This is a genomic window from Streptococcus mitis, from assembly GCF_946188375.1.
GTDB classification, from domain to species: domain Bacteria; phylum Bacillota; class Bacilli; order Lactobacillales; family Streptococcaceae; genus Streptococcus; species Streptococcus mitis_CX.
Genome location: NZ_CAMHUS010000005.1, coordinates 56,654 through 77,788 on the forward strand (window position 1 = coordinate 56,654; position 21,135 = coordinate 77,788).

The 21,135-nt window shown below is 38.0% G+C and carries 26 protein-coding genes and 1 pseudogene; 6 read left to right on the plus strand and 21 right to left on the minus strand.

Translation table 11 applies throughout. The features are described from left to right. Window positions 1-19: 19 nt before the first annotated feature. The 12 genes and pseudogenes from N8M16_RS06130 to N8M16_RS06185 form a co-directional block, all read right to left on the minus strand. A pseudogene (locus N8M16_RS06130) lies at window positions 20-709 on the minus strand (lysostaphin resistance A-like protein). A 28-nt stretch (window positions 710-737) separates the two neighbouring features. Further along, window positions 738-1,058 (minus strand): hypothetical protein, encoded by a 321-nt coding sequence (locus N8M16_RS06135; protein ID WP_000645118.1) that lies wholly within the window; start codon window positions 1,056-1,058, stop codon window positions 738-740. 14 nt (window positions 1,059-1,072) lie between these two features. Continuing rightward, on the minus strand, window positions 1,073-1,270 hold the full coding sequence (locus N8M16_RS06140) for a bacteriocin (protein WP_031233153.1): 198 nt from the start codon (window positions 1,268-1,270) through the stop codon (window positions 1,073-1,075). A gap of 50 nt (window positions 1,271-1,320) precedes the next feature. Further along, window positions 1,321-1,725, minus strand: coding sequence for a hypothetical protein (locus N8M16_RS06145; RefSeq protein ID WP_020903123.1), 405 nt, complete (start codon window positions 1,723-1,725; stop codon window positions 1,321-1,323). Window positions 1,726-1,785: 60 nt separating this feature from the next. After that, on the minus strand, window positions 1,786-2,454 hold the full coding sequence (locus tag N8M16_RS06150) for a CPBP family intramembrane glutamic endopeptidase (RefSeq protein ID WP_033687354.1): 669 nt from the start codon (window positions 2,452-2,454) through the stop codon (window positions 1,786-1,788). A 276-nt stretch (window positions 2,455-2,730) separates the two neighbouring features. Then, the gene (locus N8M16_RS06155) at window positions 2,731-3,087 is read right to left on the minus strand and encodes a hypothetical protein (protein ID WP_001036308.1); all 357 of its coding nucleotides are present in this window, start codon (window positions 3,085-3,087) and stop codon (window positions 2,731-2,733) included. A gap of 363 nt (window positions 3,088-3,450) precedes the next feature. Further along, window positions 3,451-3,699: a hypothetical protein gene (locus N8M16_RS06160; RefSeq protein ID WP_064276253.1), complete on the minus strand. Its 249-nt coding sequence runs from the start codon at window positions 3,697-3,699 to the stop codon at window positions 3,451-3,453. Window positions 3,700-4,134: 435 nt separating this feature from the next. Next, window positions 4,135-5,172 carry a DUF6568 family protein gene (locus N8M16_RS06165; RefSeq protein WP_261069812.1) on the minus strand — a complete coding sequence of 346 codons (1,038 nt, stop codon included), beginning with the start codon at window positions 5,170-5,172 and terminating at the stop codon, window positions 4,135-4,137. Between the two features lie 160 nt (window positions 5,173-5,332). Then, window positions 5,333-5,737 (minus strand): immunity protein, encoded by a 405-nt coding sequence (locus N8M16_RS06170; RefSeq protein ID WP_261069813.1) that lies wholly within the window; start codon window positions 5,735-5,737, stop codon window positions 5,333-5,335. 19 nt (window positions 5,738-5,756) lie between these two features. After that, window positions 5,757-5,993: a Blp family class II bacteriocin gene (locus tag N8M16_RS06175; RefSeq protein ID WP_033684811.1), complete on the minus strand. Its 237-nt coding sequence runs from the start codon at window positions 5,991-5,993 to the stop codon at window positions 5,757-5,759. Between the two features lie 298 nt (window positions 5,994-6,291). Continuing rightward, a complete protein-coding gene (locus tag N8M16_RS06180; RefSeq protein ID WP_033679746.1) occupies window positions 6,292-6,411 on the minus strand; it encodes a PncF family bacteriocin immunity protein in 120 nt (39 codons plus the stop codon). Window positions 6,412-6,413: 2 nt separating this feature from the next. Then, window positions 6,414-6,644, minus strand: coding sequence for a bacteriocin class II family protein (locus N8M16_RS06185; protein WP_049532241.1), 231 nt, complete (start codon window positions 6,642-6,644; stop codon window positions 6,414-6,416). Between the two features lie 281 nt (window positions 6,645-6,925). Here N8M16_RS06185 and blpA point away from each other — a divergent pair, with 281 nt between their 5' ends. Genes blpA through blpC form a run of 3 tightly spaced genes read left to right on the plus strand, consistent with a single transcriptional unit; the run spans window position 6,926 to window position 10,663 of the window. Further along, window positions 6,926-9,079 (plus strand): peptide cleavage/export ABC transporter BlpA, encoded by a 2,154-nt coding sequence (gene blpA / locus N8M16_RS06190; protein ID WP_261069814.1) that lies wholly within the window; start codon window positions 6,926-6,928, stop codon window positions 9,077-9,079. 10 nt (window positions 9,080-9,089) lie between these two features. After that, window positions 9,090-10,451: a peptide export ABC transport accessory protein BlpB gene (blpB, locus tag N8M16_RS06195; RefSeq protein WP_261069815.1), complete on the plus strand. Its 1,362-nt coding sequence runs from the start codon at window positions 9,090-9,092 to the stop codon at window positions 10,449-10,451. Window positions 10,452-10,507: 56 nt separating this feature from the next. Further along, window positions 10,508-10,663, plus strand: a complete 156-nt coding sequence (gene blpC / locus N8M16_RS06200) for a quorum-sensing system pheromone BlpC (RefSeq protein ID WP_033684772.1) — start codon at window positions 10,508-10,510, stop codon at window positions 10,661-10,663. A gap of 42 nt (window positions 10,664-10,705) precedes the next feature. Here the strand turns inward: blpC and N8M16_RS06205 are convergent, their stop codons facing one another. Genes N8M16_RS06205 through N8M16_RS06215 form a run of 3 tightly spaced genes read right to left on the minus strand, consistent with a single transcriptional unit; the run spans window position 10,706 to window position 13,140 of the window. Continuing rightward, on the minus strand, window positions 10,706-12,046 hold the full coding sequence (locus N8M16_RS06205) for a sensor histidine kinase (protein WP_261069816.1): 1,341 nt from the start codon (window positions 12,044-12,046) through the stop codon (window positions 10,706-10,708). A gap of 13 nt (window positions 12,047-12,059) precedes the next feature. Next, window positions 12,060-12,797 (minus strand): response regulator transcription factor, encoded by a 738-nt coding sequence (locus tag N8M16_RS06210; protein ID WP_261069817.1) that lies wholly within the window; start codon window positions 12,795-12,797, stop codon window positions 12,060-12,062. A 4-nt stretch (window positions 12,798-12,801) separates the two neighbouring features. Continuing rightward, entirely contained in the window at window positions 12,802-13,140 is a 339-nt protein-coding gene (locus tag N8M16_RS06215) for a LytTR family DNA-binding domain-containing protein (protein ID WP_033684769.1), read from the minus strand. A 276-nt stretch (window positions 13,141-13,416) separates the two neighbouring features. Between N8M16_RS06215 and N8M16_RS06220 the strand changes: the two genes are divergently transcribed. Further along, on the plus strand, window positions 13,417-13,746 hold the full coding sequence (locus N8M16_RS06220; RefSeq protein WP_261069818.1) for a helicase BlpT: 330 nt from the start codon (window positions 13,417-13,419) through the stop codon (window positions 13,744-13,746). Window positions 13,747-13,807: 61 nt separating this feature from the next. Here N8M16_RS06220 and N8M16_RS06225 read toward each other — a convergent pair whose 3' ends face one another. Beyond that, entirely contained in the window at window positions 13,808-14,857 is a 1,050-nt protein-coding gene (locus N8M16_RS06225) for an ABC transporter permease (protein ID WP_261069819.1), read from the minus strand. Further along, window positions 14,854-15,585 (minus strand): ABC transporter ATP-binding protein, encoded by a 732-nt coding sequence (locus N8M16_RS06230; protein ID WP_261069820.1) that lies wholly within the window; start codon window positions 15,583-15,585, stop codon window positions 14,854-14,856. The genes N8M16_RS06225 and N8M16_RS06230 overlap by 4 nt, the downstream gene beginning before the upstream one ends. Window positions 15,586-15,652: 67 nt before the next feature. Here N8M16_RS06230 and N8M16_RS06235 point away from each other — a divergent pair, with 67 nt between their 5' ends. Both N8M16_RS06235 and N8M16_RS06240 read left to right on the plus strand, forming a co-directional pair. Next, window positions 15,653-16,063 carry an HIT family protein gene (locus N8M16_RS06235; RefSeq protein ID WP_023932568.1) on the plus strand — a complete coding sequence of 137 codons (411 nt, stop codon included), beginning with the start codon at window positions 15,653-15,655 and terminating at the stop codon, window positions 16,061-16,063. Between the two features lie 9 nt (window positions 16,064-16,072). Next, a complete protein-coding gene (locus N8M16_RS06240; protein WP_261069821.1) occupies window positions 16,073-16,360 on the plus strand; it encodes a hypothetical protein in 288 nt (95 codons plus the stop codon). Between the two features lie 339 nt (window positions 16,361-16,699). On the opposite strand, the gene dnaJ is transcribed toward N8M16_RS06240, so the two are convergent. The 4 genes from dnaJ to dnaK form a co-directional block, all read right to left on the minus strand. Then, a complete protein-coding gene (gene dnaJ / locus N8M16_RS06245) occupies window positions 16,700-17,836 on the minus strand; it encodes a molecular chaperone DnaJ (RefSeq protein WP_001066308.1) in 1,137 nt (378 codons plus the stop codon). 198 nt (window positions 17,837-18,034) lie between these two features. After that, window positions 18,035-18,667 (minus strand): DJ-1/PfpI family protein, encoded by a 633-nt coding sequence (locus tag N8M16_RS06250; RefSeq protein ID WP_000756346.1) that lies wholly within the window; start codon window positions 18,665-18,667, stop codon window positions 18,035-18,037. 79 nt (window positions 18,668-18,746) lie between these two features. Next, complete coding sequence (locus N8M16_RS06255) at window positions 18,747-19,148, minus strand: hypothetical protein (RefSeq protein ID WP_000114425.1); 402 nt, start codon at window positions 19,146-19,148, stop codon at window positions 18,747-18,749. 1 nt (window position 19,149) lies between these two features. Beyond that, a complete protein-coding gene (gene dnaK / locus N8M16_RS06260) occupies window positions 19,150-20,973 on the minus strand; it encodes a molecular chaperone DnaK (RefSeq protein ID WP_261069822.1) in 1,824 nt (607 codons plus the stop codon). Window positions 20,974-21,135 lie beyond the last annotated feature (162 nt).

The window sequence follows — 21,135 nt, forward strand, 5'->3', positions numbered from 1 at the left end:
AAGCAAGTCTTCTGGTTTTTTAGCCCAGGACCCTGTGTAGAAAAGTGAGCAAAAATGGTAAGTTTGCGATGATATTATTAACAATATGAATCGAATAAGAAGGATAGATACTCTTCGTATAACGTGTCAGCCAGGCATATAGACAACCCACTGCCGTATAGACAAAAATATCTGCGAAACTTGGCAAGCTAGAAAAGTGGGGCAAGGCAAATAAGAATGAAGGAAAGAGAAGATCCAGCCTCCACCTCGAATTCTTAAAGAAGGCATGTTGAAGCAGTCCCCTACATACCAATTCTTCCATCAGAGGTCCTAGTACGATTAAGGTTAGGTAAACACCAAACTCCGCAAAATTTGTCTCGCTATAGGCAATAAACAAATTCCAACCTTCATTGGTCCCCTGAACGTGTTTAGCTGTCAGATAGTTAAAGCATATCAGCACGACAGCTGCTAACACCGTCAGAACCTAATAACTCAACCACTTTTTCCTAGGGATGCGAAAGAGATAAGCATGGCCCGACCTGACCAAAATCCAAACCATCAAGCTGATAAAGAGAAGGCTGATGATGTTTCGAATCCAGATAAGATTTCCTACCCAAGACGAGAACTCCCAATAATTGCTCCAAAATTGGGTTGTCCAAAACAGTCCGAAAAACAGAAACAAATAAGAAAGAATGGCACTCGCTTTGAAAAGAATAGGATGTTTTTTCATTGCTTTCTCCATTACAATTAAATGATATCTAATCATTTTCTAAAATTTGATAACTTTTGTGAAATGTTTTAGCAGAAACAACTCTATGATTGGTGATATCTATATAATCACCTGGATAACCAAGAACATACATCCCATAACCAGCGAATCCTCCTCCAACTGTTCCAACTAAACCAAACTTGATATTCGTTGCGAGAGAAGTGTTAAGACCTGCCATTAAAATGCGCACATGATTATCCAACCAAACCATATAATTTTTTTGAAAAGCTTCCTCTACCCAACTTGGTTTAGGAGTTGCTTGACCAATTTCCCAAACATCAACAATTTGATTCCCATATTTTGCCTTCATATCTTCAATCCTTTTTAAATACCATTACATGAGTTTGGAGTTCCCCCTATACCATAAGGACTACATGGTTTTGAAAGATGTATAATAGGCCACTTACCATTTAATTGATCCAAAATTGGAGAAGGTGCTAGCCCACCCAATAAACCAGAAAGCATATCTCCCCAACCTCCGAAACTTCCTTCAACTTTCGCAAGCATCTCAGTATCCATCATTTCAAATTATGACATCGTTTTTGTATTCATAACAAAAACTTCATTAGCCCCTACTTTTTATAATACTTCAAGCCCCAAATGAGTAGAAGCATAATAATCAAGCAGAGAATAGCGCCAATATAGGCAATTAGTTGTTGGTAAGATTCTCCTGCTGTGACACCTCTATACAAACAAATAATAGACATAAAACCTGTCAAGCCGATGAACATGAGTTGATTGGTTCTAGGACTAACCAAATCATCATCTTCAAACTTTCTTATCCTCATTTCTCTAGTGAGGTAAACAGTGACCAAAATAGAAGCCAAGTTAATAACCACTAAAAGAAATTGGAAAACCAAGGAAAAATTTAAAAACTGACGAGATAGAAATAGATAAGTGGAGACAAGTAAGGGCAACTGACCTAGGAACAATCTCGCAAGGAAGATGTTCCGTTTTTTAGCAAGAAAAGTTTTCATTTCTTTGCTCCTTTCATATATTATTAGACGAAGAACTACACAAACTCACCGGTTCAAAACCTAAGTAGCCAGAAAAAAGAGACAGGTGACAGTAGCATTCATCAAACCATGTACGACTACACAGGAATATAGATTTCTCCGCTTTATATAGAGAATTCCTAATACAATTCCTGACACTAGATGTTGAGAGAGCATTTCTCCGTCATGAGCAAATCCAAAAAGAACAGCCGAAAGGATAATAGCAACTATGGGAGAATATTTTTCTAAACTTCCTAAAATGATTCCTCTAAAGAGTATCTCCTCCAAAAGAGGTTGAGTGAAAGTAGTTGACAACCAGAATAGAACTATGTACAAGAAACCACTTGTTTCCAAATGTTGAAAAAAGCTTAAAGAACTTGTATTATCATGGACTTTTCCAAGAACGGTCGTGAAAAATATAAAACCAACTACTAAAACCAGATTAGCCAGATAAGCAAGAACAATCCATTTCAATTCTACCCATTTGATTGGCAAGCAATCTAAAGTAGTCTCATCACCCCAGCTCTTAATAAGATATACAAGAATGGTTAAGCATATAAAGAAAGATAGAAAGAAGACACCAACACTGAACACATCTCCTATCACTCCGTCATAAAATTGTCTCACAACAGTTAATGGTACAACTTGAATAGCAAAAGTAAGTAAAAAACAAGTAATTATTTTTTTAAAGATAGAAATCGTTTTTTTCATAGTTTGTTCTTTTTTCAACTCCTTAACAAGATATTTTTTCTAATTTACTACTTCCACGAACGAAGCCACCGCTTCCTTAACTTGTGATTTATCATACTTCCTGCTTCAACCTTTACACTGCTAGTATAGCACTCATTTTATCCTTGGAACACTCAAATCATAAATGGTCATCAAAACATCTTGAATTGTAAAAAATTTAAAAAGCAAGCATGAAAAACATACTTGCCCTGGGGAAACTTGACAATTTGAAAATACAAAATCGAAAACTATTCACCCTTACTTCCGTCTGTTCTCATAGATTCTCATGATTGCAACAAGGATAGCAGCTGTCCCACTTGCCAAAGCGATAAGGGTAATGATAATGTTGAGGATTTCAGGCGTCCTCCCTATTCTGTTGATAAGACGGAGTAGGGATATAACTGTCAGCTGAATCAGGAGTATTGATTCTACTCTTACCAATGAAGTCAGTTGATTTTCAACTGCATATAAAAAGGCTGGTAACATAACACAGGCTATAGCAATCACAAACAGATTGCTCCCTGTTTCTTCTCCCTTGTTCACCACGGAAATCATGAGAAGATTCGATGCTATAATCAACGTAGAGCAGATGATAAAAAAGGATTTCTTATTCATTTAATATACCTCACATACTCTGGTAAAAGTCAGGCTCGATAAAGACAAACTTTATCTGTTAACTTCTGCTAATTGAAACATTGTTTTTGTATTCACGAGGAATGCTTTTTTTATTTTCGTCCTGTTAGAATACCGTATGCTTGTACTCCATCAAGCAACCCCATTCCATTAGATAGTATGTTGTCTAGCTCCTCCATCTTTTCATCTGAAAATGTTATTTTTCAGCGTTGATTGCTTTTTCATAGGTCGCTATCGTCCTTGACAACACCATCTTCCCAAACTCTTCTCCAAGTAACTTCTTTTTACTCGCCATTTTCCCCCTTTATTTTACATTTTTTAGTACTGTTTCAGTTTTTTTAATTATTATTTCCCCTTCTCGTCGTCTTCTTTTTTATATTCGTTTAGTGCTTTTACGCCTTCACCATAAATGAAAAAACCTAAACCTAAAGAAAACGGTGTTCCAACTATTTGTACAACTTTTGCCCACCTTGGGTCAAAATCTTCTGAAAAATAGACAAGAACCACATTAATTAGGAGTGCAACGATTAAAAAATATGCTCCCCCGTTCGCAATGCTATGCACTGCTCTTTTAATTTTTCTACTCTTTTTCATTGTATTTTTCCGTTCGTATTTTTCTTGTTTCTACTTCCGCTAATACTAACTATTTACCATTAATACTAACTATTTACCATGCTTTTTTACCTATACATCAACTACTATTTAATTCTCTAAAAGTGGTTAGTTTTCTCCTCTATAAGAGTTGGTATTCCACTTTCGGATACAATCTTAACAATGTTAGTATACTACTATTCTTTGAAATTTTCCATCCAAATCATAAATAGTCATCAAAACATCTTGAGGCGTTAAAATAATCGAAAAAGAAAGCATTTCGGAAATACTTGACCTTTTATCATTCAGTTCATATACAGTTATAATCTTTTATATATAAAATAAATACACCTATCTTCTCACTCTTGTCTATAGGCAAATGTTAGCTATATGTTATTACAAACAAATAATATCATTGCACCTGTTTACCATCTATTTTTATTTATGAATTTTTTGTTTCACTTTAATCATTATAGAAGCCATAAAAAACGCGACAGCTAGCCGAATCAGTTGGTAACTTTCTTCCTCTCCTGTTTTCGGTAATAATTTTTCATTCGAAGTAATAGATTCGCTTACATAATCAGTCCCCTTAACATCAGTTAAAGAAGTTTTATTTTCTTGAGCAACATCAAAAATAGGTTTGGGAGTTTCCAATTGATTCTTATTGTCTAACATTGCTAAATTGCCAGATTGAGTAGTTTTAGCTTTAGAAGTTGAGTTTGTACTCTCCACTTTCCCACTATTTTCGCTATTAGAATTGGAATTAGCATTGGATATTTTCATTTCGGTTCTTTTTTCATCACTCATACCTTTGCTGTCACTCACAACCTTGTCACTAATACTCATGCTGTCATTTCTGGTTTTCTCATCACGGACACTTTCAGTTACTGTCTCTTCAGAAGATTTCACTGTCTCCGCTTGCTTAGGTGAGTTTCTCGAGTACATATAATCATACACCTGTTGTGCAGTTGCTCCGCCACCAACCCATCCAGATATCGGATGTCCATTTTTTAAATACAAAATTGTTGGTGTTCCTGGAATACCGACTTTTTTAAATAGAAACTCTCTCGCTTCCCCATCAAAATCCTTACCATCCAAATCATAATACTCTAACTTCTTTTCAATCAAGTTATTAAATTCTTTCAATTCAGGAGAAAATTGACGACAATGAGAGCAAGTTTTTCTACCAAAATAAATAGTATGTTCCAATTGATCCTCTGTAAAAGATTGACGTACAGCTTCAATATCTATCTTTTTAAAGTCCGTAACATTCTGTTCATACTCTTCGGGAGTTACAACGGAAGGTTTATGCTCCACCTTTTCCTTAGCCGATGGCAAATCTGGTGCCACAAGAGAACTATCATTCGCCTGGATAGATGAAGTAGTAGGATGTTCTTCTGCATATACAACACCCGTAGTAATAGATGCAAATACAAATGGTACAAGTAATAGCGATTTTATCTTTTGTTTCTTCATAAGAATACTCCTTTACATTTGTTATCTTTATCTTACCTTATTTAAGATTACAAATTCATATAAATCTTAAATGGTCATCGAAACATCTTGAATTGCAAAAAATTCATTATAAAAGGGTAAGTATTTCAAAAACACTTACCCCTTTATACTTCATTAAGCTCTACTTTTTATAATACTTCAAGCCCCAAATGAGCAGAAGCATGATAATCAAGCAGAGAATAGCACCAATATAGGCAATTAATTGTTGATAGAATTCTCCTGCTGTTATACCTCTATACAAACAAATAATAGACATACAGCCTGTCAAGCCGATAAACATGAGTTGATTGGTTCTAGGACTAACCAAATCATCATCTTCAAACTCTCTTATCCTCATCTCCCTAGTGAGATAAACAGTAGCCAAAATAGAAGCCAAGTTAATAACTACTAAAAGAAATTGGAAAACTACGGAAAAATTTAAAAACTGACGAGATAGAAATAGATAAGTAGAAACAACCAAAGGTATCTGACCAAACAACAATCTTACCAAGAATGCATTGCGTTTTGTTGCAAATATTTTTTTCATTACTATCTCCTTTCCTATGCTAACAGGTAAGTGCACCACCAATCCCACCTAGCACAGCACCAATTGCTCCTGTTCCTATAGCATATGGTCCCAATAGAAATGTCGAACCATAAGTTGTTGCATACCCATCAAGTGCGCCATACGCAATCCCTGCTCCACAAGCAATTGTTCTTCCCCAATCAATATCTCCACCTTCAACGCAAGCAAGCATTTCATTATCCATAACAGAAAATTGTGACATCATTTTTGTATCCATGACAAATACTCCTTTTTTATTTTTAATTTTTGTCCTGTTGCAACCTTGACAGTTTAAGTATAGCACTGTTTTTAAAATTTTCTTATCTAAATCTTGAATTGTCATCGAAACATCTTGAATTGTAAAAAAATTAAAAAAAGCAAGCATGAAAAACATACTTTCCTCTTTATATTGTCTTGATACCGACTTGTTGGTAAACTTTTCACCCTGCTATCCCATATCACTTTGACAGACGAAATAATATTAAAGAAACTCCCCTGTAAATTAATCTAGCAAATACAGGGGAGAAATTGATTTTTTAGAAAGTACTATCCTTATTCTTTTTGGGAGATTTTGAAAATATTTTTCTAATTAAATCATCCATATAGGGGCCTAATATACCAACTACTAAACCAATAATAAAACTTTTAAAATCCATAATTACCACCAACATGTGGCTGCATAAGCTACACCTCCAAGTATAGCTCCTCCTGCAGCACCAGCTGCTGCACCTTGCCATGTTCTTGTTTTAATTCCTAGCCGAAGACCTCTTGCTACTCCTCCTCCAACACCTGCTTTGGCAAAATCTCCCCAATTACAATCGCCACCTTCAACGCAAGTAAGCATATCAGTATCCATAATCTCAAATTGTTCCATCATTTTTGTATCCATGACAAATACTCCTTTTTTATTTTTAATTTTTTGTCCTGTTGCAACTTTGACAAGTTTAGTATATCATTGTTTTTTAAAATTTTTCATCCAAATCTTGAATTGTCATCGAAACGCCTTGAATTAGCTTTTTATTTCAAATCACCTCTAAATTTTTTAAAAAAGACAGTTTCTAATCACTTTTTTACCATTCAGGAAATTTCAATGACTATTCAAGATTTTATAAAATATGAACTTATTTTTATGGCATAATATACCTATCTACTATATGAAAGGAATTGCCAATGACTTCTTATAAACGTACATTTGTTCCTCAAATAGATGCTAGAGACTGTGGTGTCGCTGCCTTAGCCTCGATTGCTAAATTCTATGGTTCAGATTTTTCTCTAGCTCACTTGAGAGAACTTGCAAAGACCAATAAGGAAGGGACAACTGCTCTTGGCATTGTAAAAGCCGCAAATGAAATGGGCTTTGAAACAAGACCTGTTCAAGCAGATAAAACTCTCTTTGACATGAGTGATGTCCCCTATCCATTTATCGTTCACGTTAACAAAGAAGGAAAACTCCAACATTACTATGTTGTCTATCAAACAAAGAAAGACTATCTGATTATTGGTGATCCTGACCCTTCTGTAAAAATCACTAAAATGTCAAAAGAACGCTTTTTCTCTGAATGGACTGGAGTAGCTATTTTTCTAGCTCCCAAACCTAGCTATCAACCCCATAAAGATAAAAAGAATGGTCTACTAAGCTTCCTTCCTCTGATTTTCAAACAAAAATCTCTCATTGCTTACATCGTTCTCTCAAGCTTATTGGTCACTATTATCAATATCGGTGGTTCTTATTATCTCCAAGGAATCTTGGATGAATACATTCCAAATCAGATGAAATCAACTTTAGGAATCATCTCAGTTGGTCTGGTTATAACCTATATCCTCCAGCAAGTCATGAGTTTCTCCCGAGATTATCTCCTAACTATTCTGAGTCAGAGATTAAGCATTGATGTGATTTTATCCTATATCCGCCATATTTTTGAACTTCCTATGTCTTTCTTTGCGACACGTCGTACAGGAGAAATCATTTCACGGTTCACAGATGCTAACTCTATTATAGATGCCTTGGCTTCTACCATTCTTTCTCTTTTTCTGGATGTTTCTATTCTGATTCTTGTAGGAGGCGTCTTACTGGCACAAAACCCTAATCTCTTCCTTCTTTCTCTTATTTCTATTCCTATATACATGTTCATCATCTTTTCTTTTATGAAGCCTTTCGAAAAAATGAACCATGATGTCATGCAAAGTAATTCTATGGTTAGCTCTGCCATCATTGAAGATATCAACGGGATTGAAACTATAAAGTCGCTCACGAGTGAAGAAAATCGCTATCAAAATATAGACAGCGAATTTGTAGATTATTTAGAAAAATCCTTTAAGCTCAGTAAATATTCTATTTTACAAACAAGTTTAAAGCAGGGAACAAAATTAGTTCTGAATATCCTTATCCTATGGTTTGGCGCTCAATTAGTCATGTCGAGTAAAATTTCTATCGGTCAGCTGATTACCTTTAACACACTTCTTTCTTACTTTACAACTCCTATGGAAAATATTATCAACCTCCAAACCAAACTCCAATCTGCGAAGGTCGCTAATAACCGTTTGAACGAAGTCTATCTAGTCGAATCTGAATTTCAAGTTCAAGAAAACCCTGTTCATTCACATTTTTTGATGGGCGATATTGAATTCGATGACCTTTCTTATAAGTATGGTTTTGGACGAGATACCTTAACAGATATTAATCTCACGATTAAACAAGGAGATAAGGTTAGCCTAGTTGGAGTTAGTGGTTCTGGTAAAACAACTTTAGCCAAAATGATTGTCAATTTCTTTGAACCCTACAAAGGACATATTTCCATCAATCATCAGGATATTAAAAACATTGATAAAAAAGTCTTGCGCCGTCATATTAATTACCTACCCCAACAAGCCTATATCTTTAATGGCTCTATTTTGGAAAACTTAACCTTGGGCGGTAATCATATGATTAGCCAAGAAGATATTCTAAAAGCTTGTGAATTAGCTGAAATCCGTCAAGACATTGAAAGAATGCCTATGGGCTATCAAACTCATCTCTCTGATGGAGCTGGTCTATCAGGAGGACAAAAGCAACGAATAGCCCTCGCTCGTGCTCTTTTAACTAAAGCTCCTGTTTTAATACTAGATGAAGCTACTAGCGGTCTTGATGTCTTGACTGAGAAAAAAGTTATAGATAATCTTATGTCCCTAACTGATAAAACCATTCTCTTTGTAGCCCATCGTCTCAGTATAGCCGAACGAACCAACCGTGTCATTGTTCTTGACCAGGGGAAAATCATTGAAGTTGGTAGTCATCAAGAGTTAATGCAGGCGCAAGGCTTCTACCACCATCTATTCAATAAATAAGGAGAATGTCATGAATCCTAATCTTTTTAGAAGCGTCGAGTTTTATCAGAGACGTTACCATAACTATGCGACAGTATTAATCATACCTCTTTCATTACTGTTTACTTTCATCTTGATTTTCTCCCTCGTTGCCACAAAAGAAATTACTGTCACTTCCCAAGGAGAAATCACCCCTACAAGTGTCATTGCATCCATTCAGTCAACAAGTGATAATCCTATCCTAGCTAATCATTTAGTGGCAAATCAAGTAGTTGAAAAAGGTGACTTACTCATCAAATACTCTGAAACAATGGAAGAAAGTCAGAAAACTGCCTTAGAAACTCAATTACAAAGACTTGAGAAGCAAAAAGAAGGACTTGGAATTTTGAAACAAAGCTTAGAAACAGCGACTGATCTTTTTTCTGGCGAGGATGAGTTTGGCTACCATAATACCTTTATGAATTTTACTAAACAATCCCATGATATTGAACTGGGTATCACAAAGACTAACACTGAGGTTTCAAATCAAGCCAATCTTGCCAATAGCAGTTCATCAGCCATCGAACAAGAAATCACAAAAGTTCAACAACAAATTGGAGAATACCAGGAGCTGAGAGATGCTATCATAAATAAAAGGGCTCGCTTACCAACTGGCAATCCACACCAGTCAATTTTGAATCGTTATCTTGTAGCCTCACAAGGACAAACACAAGGAACTGCAGAAGAGCCATTTTTATCTCAAATTAATCAAAGTATTGCAGGTCTGGAATCATCTATCGCAAGCCTCAAAATTCAGCAAGCTGGTATCGGAAGTGTAGCAACTTATGACAATAGTTTAGCGACCAAAATTGAAGTACTTCGTACTCAATTTTTACAGACAGCTTCTCAGCAACAACTAACCGTGGAAAATCAATTAACAGAATTAAAAGTACAACTAGATCAAGCGACACAGCGCTTAGAAAACAATACCTTAACCGCTCCAAGTAAAGGTATCGTTCATCTGAACAGCGAATTTGAAGGTAAAAATAGAATTCCAACTGGTACAGAAATTGCTCAAATATTCCCTGTCATCACAGATACAAGAGAAGTACTAATCACTTACTACGTATCTTCTGACTATCTACCTCTACTAGATAAAGGACAAACTGTAAGATTAAAACTGGAGAAGATTGGAAATCACGGCATTACCATCATCGGCCAACTTCAGACAATTGATCAAACTCCTACCAGAACAGAGCAAGGAAATCTCTTTAAACTAAGCGCTCTTGCAAAACTATCTGATGAGGATAGTAAACTCATCCAATATGGCTTACAAGGTCGCGTCACTAGTGTAACTGCAAAGAAAACATATTTTGATTATTTTAAAGATAAAATTTTAACCCATTCTGATTAATTTTCAGATAACACTCTAGAACTATTTATTATCTTATCAAAAAGGAGAATCATAACATGGATAAGAAACAAAACCTAACTTCATTTCAAGAACTAACAACTACCGAACTCAACCAAATTACAGGTGGAGGATGGTGGGAAAAACTCTTACATGAAACAATTTTAGGTAAATTTAAAATCACAAAAGCACTTGAACTACCTATTCAGCTATAAAAAATAAGACCGAGTAACAAGAACTCTCGGTCTTATTTTTTATCATTCTGTATGTATTATAGTAAACACCTGACGAAAGACTTGATTTTGGCAGGTGGTATTGAGACTGGTATTAGGATGACTTTCCACAATTTTCATAACGGTATAGAGACCAACTCCTCTCTCCTCCCCTTTAGAACTTGCTCCAAAGGAAAAGATTTCAGAAATATCTATGCTCTCTTCTTTGATGGAGTTTTCAATGATAAAGGTCTCCTGTTCTCCATTTTTAAAAAAAGCGATTGAAACATGAGGTTGACTAGCCTCTGTACTCGCTTCAATAGCATTGTCACAAAGGATAGACACAATGGTTAGAAAATCAAGCAGACTCATCCCCTCAACCTGAATCTCCTCAGGAACTTCGACATTAAAGATAATCTTCTTATCTCTCGCTTTTAGAAATTTCCCTGCTAGGAGACTTTTGAGGGCACGGTCACGAATATTCACCAATCTGCCCAGGTCATATTTATTGTCCTGCAATTTCTGACTGGAATCCTTTAAAACAGAGTCGTAAATCTCTTTTATCTGCTCCATATCCTCCTCTTCAATACCCAGACGTAAACTGGTCAAGAGGTTGGTGTAGTCATGTCGAAAACTCCGTACTTCCTTATAAAGTTCTTCTATATGCCGACTATACCGCTCCATATCTCTATAGCGCAAGACCTGCTCTCGGTTCAGTTTTCCCTGAAGTTTTTCCTTCAAATAGGTATCTAATTTCTTGATAACCCCCATAAAAAAGAGTAGATAAAATACTAGAATGAAATGGCGAACTGTCGTTGATTGAATACCTTGTTGGTATTCAAGGTAAGATAGACTTTGCATCACTAGATAATAAGCCCCCATTACCCAGTTAATCTTAGTAAGAGACTTTTGAAAACCTTTATCTAGAAACTCCTTTCTCAATCTAGTGAAATCATAGTCTAACCATTTCAAAAAGACTAAAACTATGAAGCAAACGAATATCATAATCAATAAAAAGATAGGATTGCCATCCCCATCTACAATTCCTTGCCCCAAAAATGGAAGCACAAAATAGGAAACACCTCTGTAAAAGAGCTCTACTAATATCATTGGGAAGAGACCATAAAAAATAAGGATTTTTTTAGGAAGCCCTCTTAACAATAAGAAAGATAGACATATACCGAACAAAGGTTCTATAAAATAGGACAAATATTCACTTACATCCAAAAATTGAAAAGTCGCAAAAATGGTCCCTAGAAGAAATTTCAGAAGAAAAGCTTTAAAAATCCTCTCAAAAGTGAGACCAATTCCATCTACCTTAAAGAAAATGACAATTTCTAGTCCATTAATAACAAGAAAATACAACAATATCCAAGCAATGTTCATAAACTCTCCTAGCTCAGTGTAATTTATTGATGGCTTCAGACACTTCCCTGACCTTATAACGCGCGATTAGACAGCTTCTCCCATTGGGAAAGAAAAGCAGTTTTTCTTTCTTATCCAAATGCACCACATTTGCAGGATTGATGAGAAAAGAGCGGTGGCACTGCAGGAGACGAGGCTCCTGCTTAAGAATCTCCTCCAAACTCGCTGTAAATTCCAGTCTGTCCGTCTCGGTATAGAGAATGACATGATGAGATTTGGGCGACGTTTCGAGATAGTAAACCTCTTTAAAAGGATACTGGAATTGGGCAAATTTTGATTTAAAGTAAAAACAATCTTCCGCCAGACTTTTACTGTCTTGACTATTGGCATAAAGGAGGGCTGTCTCAATCCGAGATTCAAATTCCTCTGCCGAAAGGGCCTTATCAATGTAGTCCAAAGCTGACACTTGGTAGCGAAAGGACAGGGGCATAAACTCCGAGTGAGTCGTCACAAAGACAATCAGGGCATAAGGATCCCGATCCCGAATCTTTCTAGCCACTTCCAGCCCCTTCATCTCCTCATTTCGAATCTCAATATCCAAAAAGAATAGCTGATGCGCTCCCTTCTCATGCACCTCTGCCAGCAGTTGGTCTGGCTTGCCAAAGACCTCAAAAGAGCTAGGAATGATATGATGTTCTTTCAAAAGTTTCTCAATCGTCGTTTCAATTCTAGCTTGTTGGGAAAAATCATCTTCTAAAACAAATATTCTCATCTTCTTACTCTCCTTCTTTCAACCATTTTTGACGAATTTCTCTATAGCGACGTCTGGCATACTTGACAGCGTATTGACCTTCTTCTCCAAGAAAAAGGATTCTTTCTTGAAAATCAATCGATTTTACTTTATCAAGATTGACCAAACAATTTCGATGACATCTCATCAAGGTTTCCCCATATTGGTTCTCAAGATTACTTAAATTTTGAACCATATTAAAACTAGCTTCTTCTGTAACAATCTGTACAGTATGGGCTTTAGTTGGATGTGTTTGGATATAGTAGATATCGTCGACGTTTACTTTATAGACTGTCTTCTGTGTCTGAATAATCATATGTTTCATTGGATTCTCCTCCTAAGAAAAGAATAACAGAAAAAATCTAACACAAGCCCACCCAATCCTAAACAGTCTTTGAAAACTCCTAAAAGGACTATTTTTCTACAACATCATGATAATCTTACAACTATTTTATCATAAAATCTTAACAGTACCATTCAGGAAATTTCAAGAACAATTAAAGATTTGTAGATAAAAAAGGAGATAAAAGTGATAAACTGACAGTATCAAAATACAATTGCTAGAATCAAGACTAGCACCCATATTAAAGGAGGAATTTTCATGACAGATGCAGACCCTATCAAAAGAGCTCAGGCTTTGATTACTGACTTAAATAAAGCCTACCAAGCATGCAAACAGGCAACCGCTGACGACGTCCGCTTTCAGGAGCAACTAAACTCTATTCTTGGTTTTCTAGCCAAGGCTGAAACAGTGGATAATCGAGTCTTGATTGAACTGGAAAAATTTTACCAGACTTCCAGTCTTCTCATGGGACTCAGCGCTCTTGAACCAGATGCTCCTACTCGTGCCGCTTGGCGTGCCTATGACCGTTTCCACTTTGACCAAGTCAAGACCAAGTTGAGTCTCTACGGACCAACCATTATCTTGTAGAAAATAAAAGAAGTTGAGACAAACTGAACTCAACTTCTTTTTTAGTGTCATATAGGCAATGTTACTCCTGCATCTGACGTTTGACCTGATAAGGTAGGTACAAGACTAGTAAAACCAAACCAGCTCCCAGTAAGGCTAGAAGAGCTAGTTTTTCTTGGAAGGTAATCAATCCAACAACTAATTCCACTACTAAGACGAAACTGGTCAATCCTCGGACTACCGCCTGCAAGCCTTTTTCCTTTTGCCCCTTGTCCAGCGGAAAGAGTTGGGTCAAATACTGGTAGTCAAAGGCATGATAGAGGGCCAGCAACTGGAAGAGCAAGAGGTAGTTAAAGAGAACCACCACTGCTGTCGCAATCCAAGCTTGCTCGATAAAAACCTGCGCCAGTATGGAAAGCAAGAGCAGACGAAGGCTGAGCGCAAAAAGGTCTCCATTTCGCAGATAAGAACGCAGATAGAGATTTTGCCAAATCTTTCCAGGCGCCTTCTGAACAGTCTTTAGGATAAAGTCCAGATAGGCACGACGCTTGACGCTGTTTGAAATTCCCTTTACCTGCGTAAAGAGGGCAAAGAAACGAAGCAAGACTTGCTTACGCTTGCTTTCTTGAGAAATAACATAGTCCCAGTCCAGTCCAGTTTCCGTAAAAAATTTGCTGGCCTTTTGACGAAAGAGGAAATATTTACCTACTCCCAATAAAAGCACATAGACCAGAAAAACAGGCAAGCCATAGCCCATGGCTAAAAATAAAGGCGCAAATAACAGCAAGAAAAGGGTCTGGACAAAGAGCCAAAAGACTAGGGAAATGCCAGTTTGATGCTTGAGATAGAGTTTGATTTCCTTTTCTCCGACCAAGAGAAAGAGCTTGTCTGGAGCCTCCATATAGGTGGCAATTCCTCCCCAAAGCAACAGTAAAACAGACGTAATTCCTACAAACAAAAGGATAGGCCAATGATTTTCAGGAAAATGTTGCAAGAGTTGACTGTACTGGTAGGCTAGAAAGCCCAGCAAGACAAGCAGGAACAAGACAAAGTGGTCATTAAGCACATAGCGCAGATAACCAAGACACTCCTTACGAAAAGCCTGCTTTCTCTTTAAAAACAAGTTTTTCATATCTCCTCCTCTTTGGTCAGAGCCAAGTAAATATCATTCAAACTAGCCTCAGGCATATCAAAGGCTTCGCGCAGTTGCAGGAGATTCCCCTTGGCATGCACCTCTCCCTTGTGAAGAATGACAAAGGCATCACACATCTTCTCTGCCGAATCCAGCACGTGGGTACTCATGAGAATAGACTTACCCTTTTGCTTTTCCACTTCCAAAAGCTGAATCAAGTCCGCAATAGCTAGCGGATCAAGACCAAGGAAGGGCTCATCCACGATGAAAAGACTCGGATCCACCACAAAAGCACAAATAATCATGACTTTCTGCTTCATCCCTTTTGAAAAATGAACAGGGAACCAGTCCAATTTCTGGTCCAGACGGAACATTTTTAACAGAGGTTCTACTCGATCAAAAGCCACTTTCTGCTCAATACCATAAGCCATGGCAACCGTTTCGATATGCTCTCTGAGGGTCAATTCCTCATACAAGCTAGGTGTCTCAGGAATGTAGCCAATTTGCTTGCGGTAGCTCGTTGCATCTTCTTGCAGGGTCAAGCCATTGATATTGATGGAACCACTATAAGGTGTCAACAGACCGATAATTTCATTGATCGTCGTTGATTTCCCAGCACCATTGAGACCAATCAGACCGACCAGCTGCCCACTTTCAACAGTAAAGGACACATCTTTCAAGACAGGGACATGGACATAGCCACCTGTCAGGTTTTTAATTTCTAACATATTTTCTCCAAATCTGGTATAATGTAGCTATATTATATCAAAATTCAATACAGTAGAGGTAGATTTTATGTCAGATTGCATTTTTTGTAAAATCATTGCAGGGGAAATTCCTGCTTCAAAAGTATATGAAGATGAGCAGGTTCTTGCCTTTCTTGATATCTCTCAAGTGACACCAGGACACACCTTGGTCGTGCCAAAGGAACACTATCGCAATCTTTTAGAAATGGATGCTACTAGCGCCAGCCAACTCTTTGCCCAAGTACCAAAAGTAGCTCAAAAAGTCATGAAAGCTACCAAGGCTGCTGGCATGAATATCATTGCCAACTGTGAAGAAATCGCAGGGCAAACAGTCTTTCATACCCACGTTCACCTCGTGCCTCGCTACAGTGCGGACGATGACCTCAAGATTGATTTTATAGCCCACGAACCAGACTTTGACAAACTCGCTCAAATCGCTGAAACCATCAAAAACGCCTAAGGAGTTGCCATGAAATTATCCAACCTACTGCTATTTGCAGGAGCTGCAGCTGGAAGTTATCTGCTCACAAAAAATCGCCAAACCATCACAGATGAAGTCTTGAATACCACTGACCGCGTTCAAGCTATCAAGGACGATGTGGATATTATCCAAAACAGCCTGCAAATCATCGACCAGCAAAAAGAACTCATCAAGGAATATCAAGAAGACCTCACCTACAAGTTTAAGGTCTTGGAAAAAGATATCCAGACTAGACTAGCTGTTATCAAAGAAACACAGGAAATGGAAGATAAGTAAAAAGAGCCAATTGGCTCTTTTTAGTTTATAGATTTTTTAAGACTTTCCTTAAGTAATGACGGACGGTAGCGACCTTCTTCGAAGTTCCATACCTAAACTTTGAGCCTAGGTCTCAAAGTTTCCGAACACCTGAAATCAAACGGTTTCAGGTGTTTTCATTACGGCGGAAAGTCTGGGAAAGTATTTGATTTATACTCAATGAAAATCAAAGAGCAAACTAAGAAACTAGCCGCAGCTTGCTCAAACACTGTTTTGAGGTTGTAGATAAGACTGACAAAGTCAGTCACATATATACGGCAAGACGACGTTGACACGGTTTGAAGAGATTTTCGAAGAGTATTATTCTCCTTCAAAGGCATCTTTAATATGGTCAAAGAAGCCCTTTTTCTTTGGATTGACTTTCAAATCGCCTGCAGCTGCGAATTCTTTCAAAGCTGCTTTTTGGCGGTCGTTCAAGCCTGTCGGTGTTACGACATTAACTGTAACGTATTGGTCACCAACTGCACCGCCACGAAGGCTCGGAGCTCCCTTACCACGTAAACGGAATTTCTTACCAGTCTGAGTTCCCTCTGGGATAACCAATTCAACATCGCCGTGAACAGTTGGGATATCTACTGTGTCACCAAGAGCTGCTTGGACAAAGTTGAGGTTGAGATTGTAGAAGATAGTCGTTCCTTCACGTTCAAACTTATCGCTGGCTTCCACCGAAACTACTACATACAAGTCACCGTATGGTCCACCGTTAAATCCTGCCTCACCTTGACCAGCTAGCCGAATTTGTTGACCAGTTTCCACACCAGCAGGAATTTTGACATGTACGCTATGCGCTTGTTTTTCATGCCCTGTTCCGTGACATGTTGTACATGGATCTTTGATTTCTTTTCCGCGACCATGACAGACATCACAGGTTACTTGGCGACGCATCATACCAAGAGGAGTTTGTGTATCGACGTTAATGACACCAGCGCCATGACAGCGTCCACAAGTGACTGGACTTGTTCCTGGCTTAGCACCTGAGCCATTACATGTACTACAGCTTGCTTCACGATTGTACTTAACCTCTTTTTCAGCTCCAAAAATAGCTTCTTCAAAGGTCAAATTCACACGGTATTGGAGGTCATCCCCCTGACGAGGAGCATTTGGATTGCGCGAAGCACCGCCTCCGCCGAAGAAACTTGAGAAAATATCCTCAAAACCACCGAAGCCTCCTGCCCCATCGAAACCGCCGAAACCACCAGCTCCACCAAAACCACCGTTGGCTCCAGCAGCACCGTATTGGTCATAGGCAGCACGTTTTTGGTCGTCACTCAAAGTCTCATAAGCTTCCTGAACTTCCTTGTACTTTTCCTCAGCACCAGGCTCCTTATTGATATCTGGGTGATATTTTTTCGAAAGCTTACGATAAGCCTTTTTGATTTCGTCTGCCGAAGCGTTTTTTGACACCCCCAGACGATCATAAAATTCAGTATTGTTCATACAAGATACCAAGACCGTAAAATTCGACTGAAAAATAGGAAATCTGACGCTGAAGCGATGCTCCTAGACAGATTTATCTTTTTTCCGAGAATTTAGGTCGGGTTCAATTCCTTTCTTTTATATTGAGTTAGAAATTCTGGAACCCGTGTTCAATTCCCTGAACACCTTTGTTCCTTTCTATAATTTTCATGTAAATCTTTAGAGGCTGTTTTCTATACTCTGCTTCACTTGATTAAACTCTTCATCTGATAGAGTAAATATCAAATCCTCTTCAGCATACTCGTTCTGTTCTTTAAAATAGTTGTCCGTATTCTCTGCCAACCCTAAACCGAAAATCACTTTTCTTGCAAACTCTTGATGTGCAAAACCGATAGCCGTAATGATTTGTTTATCTTGGACAAGAACTTTCGGTTGAAAATTCTTACGTGGAAGAAATTCAAAATAATCAAAGAAGTTTTGCCAAATTCCACCTGTAAATTTCGTGTCGTTCAACAAGCCAGCTTTCGCTAGTAAAATGGGCGCTGAAGAAATGGCTGCAATTAGGATATCTTGCTCATTAAGACTTCTCAAAAACGAAATCAATTTCTCATCTTGTAGAGCAGGACCTATATTGACCATTCCTGGCAAAATTACACAAGAATAATCTTCTATACAGAGCTGATCCAATGTTTTCGTCGGTTGACAGGGCAAACCATCCTCAGAGACTACCATCGAATTCTCAGAAGCGACATAATCAATCGTGATATCAAAAGACAGAGCTAAAGTACTCGTTAAAGTGGTTATCTCATAAAGAGAAAAATTAGGATAAATGATACAAAGTACTTTTTTCATACGCAACATCCTCTATTTTATCGAAAAACAGAGGCTGGATTGCAACCTCTGTGGATGAGTGAAGTAACTTAAATCAAATTTATTTTGATTTTAAATATCCAATAAGCACACAAACATTTATATATTTTTGTCTCTTCTTAGTATTGGCTATAAAATTCCAATAGATTAGAAGGAAAACACAGACAACCCAAACCATGCCAATTATAAACGATATTATAAATTCTGGTTTTTGTATGGTTGCTGATACTAGTGCTGATACTAGCGCTGACAACAATACTGAAGTAACAAAATTCCTTACCGCCTCATCATTTTTAACACAACTTTCATGCTCAGCTAAAATAATTGCTTTATACCTAGCCAAATACACTACTGGAATATTATCTATAAAATCTTTTGCAGATTCATAACTATCAGCTTTATTACAAAAATCATTATAAACTTTTCGTGTATTTTTTAGATACTCTTCATCCAATACACTCATCTTACTTCTCCGTAAACTCTCCGTCTACGACGTCATCGCCTGCGTTTCCTGTTGCTTGCGCCCCTTCTGCTCCTGCTTGAGCTTGTTGCGCTGCTGCAGCTTGTTCGTAGAGTTTAACAGCAAGGCCTTGAGCTTTTTCGTTCAATGCTTCAAGTTTTGCTTTCATGTCGTCCAAGTTATTGTCTTCTTGCGCTTTCTTAAGGTCATCAAGGGCAGCTTGGGCAGCGTCACGTTCTGCGTCGAAGCCTTTGCCTTCAGTTTCCTTGATTGTCTTTTCAGTCGCAAAGATTGCTTGGTCTACTTCGTTACGAAGGTCAACTTCTTCCTTACGTTTCTTATCTGCTTCAGCGTTAGCTTCTGCATCTTTCATCATGCGGTCGATTTCTTCGTCAGTCAAACCTGAGTTTGATTGGATCACAATAGTTTGTTCTTTTTGAGTTCCAAGATCTTTGGCCTTAACAGACACGATACCATTCTTGTCGATGTCGAAAGTTACTTCGATTTGAGGAATTCCACGAGGTGCAGCTGGAATATCTGTCAATTGGAAGCGTCCAAGAGTCTTGTTATCTGCTGCCATTGGGCGTTCACCTTGAAGAACGTGGATATCAACGGCTGGTTGGTTGTCTGCTGCAGTTGAGAAGACTTGTGATTTAGATGTTGGAATAGTAGTGTTGCGATCGATAAGTTTTGTAAATACTCCACCCATTGTTTCGATACCAAGTGACAATGGTGTTACGTCAAGAAGGACAACGTCTTTAACATCACCAGTAATCACACCACCTTGGATGGCAGCACCCATAGCAACTACTTCATCAGGGTTTACTGATTTATTTGGTTCTTTACCAGTTTCAGCTTTAACAGCTTCTACAACGGCTGGGATACGAGTTGAACCACCAACAAGGATAACTTCGTCGATTTCTGACAAGCTCAAACCTGCATCTGAAAGGGCTTGACGAACTGGAACTTTTGTACGTTCTACAAGGTCACGAGTCAAATCGTCAAATTTAGCACGAGTCAAAGTCATTTCCAAGTGAAGAGGTCCAGCTTCACCAGCAGTAATAAATGGCAAGCTGATTTGTGTTGAAGTTACACCAGAAAGGTCTTTCTTCGCTTTTTCAGCTGCATCTTTCAAACGTTGCATTGCCATCTTGTCAGTAGACAAGTCAATACCGTTTTCTTTCTTGAATTCTGCTACCAAGTAGTCAATGATTTTTTGGTCAAAGTCGTCACCACCAAGTTTGTTGTCCCCTGCAGTTGACAATACGTCGAAGATACCGTCACCCAATTCAAGGATAGATACGTCGAATGTACCACCACCAAGGTCAAATACCAAGATTTTTTCTTCTTTATCAGTCTTGTCCAAACCGTAAGCAAGAGCGGCTGCAGTTGGTTCGTTGACGATACGTTCTACTTCAAGACCAGCGATTTTACCAGCGTCTTTTGTTGCTTGACGTTGAGCGTCGTTGAAGTAAGCAGGAACTGTGATGACTGCTTTGGTTACTTTTTCGCCAAGGTAGTCTTCAGCATAACCTTTCAAGTATTGAAGAATCATAGCTGAGATTTCTTGTGGAGTGTATTCTTTTCCGTTAGCAGAAACTTTTTCAGAAGTTCCCATTTTAGATTTGATAGAGATGACTGTATCTGGATTTGTAACTGCTTGGCGTTTTGCAGCATCCCCAACGATGATTTCTCCGTTTTTGAATGAGACTACAGATGGAGTTGTACGGTTACCTTCTGGGTTTGCGATGATTTTTGATTCAGTTCCTTCAAGAACTGCAACTGCTGAGTTTGTTGTACCTAAGTCAATACCGATAATTTTAGACATGTGTTTTTCTCCTTGTTAGTTAATTTTCTATTTTTGATATTTCCCTTAAGTGGTGGGGACGTGAGCAACTCCCTCCGGGATTTCATCACTTATTTTTGAGCCTATTGTCTCAAAAATCCCCTGTTTCAGTAGCAGAAGCTACTGAAACTTTCACCACGGTGG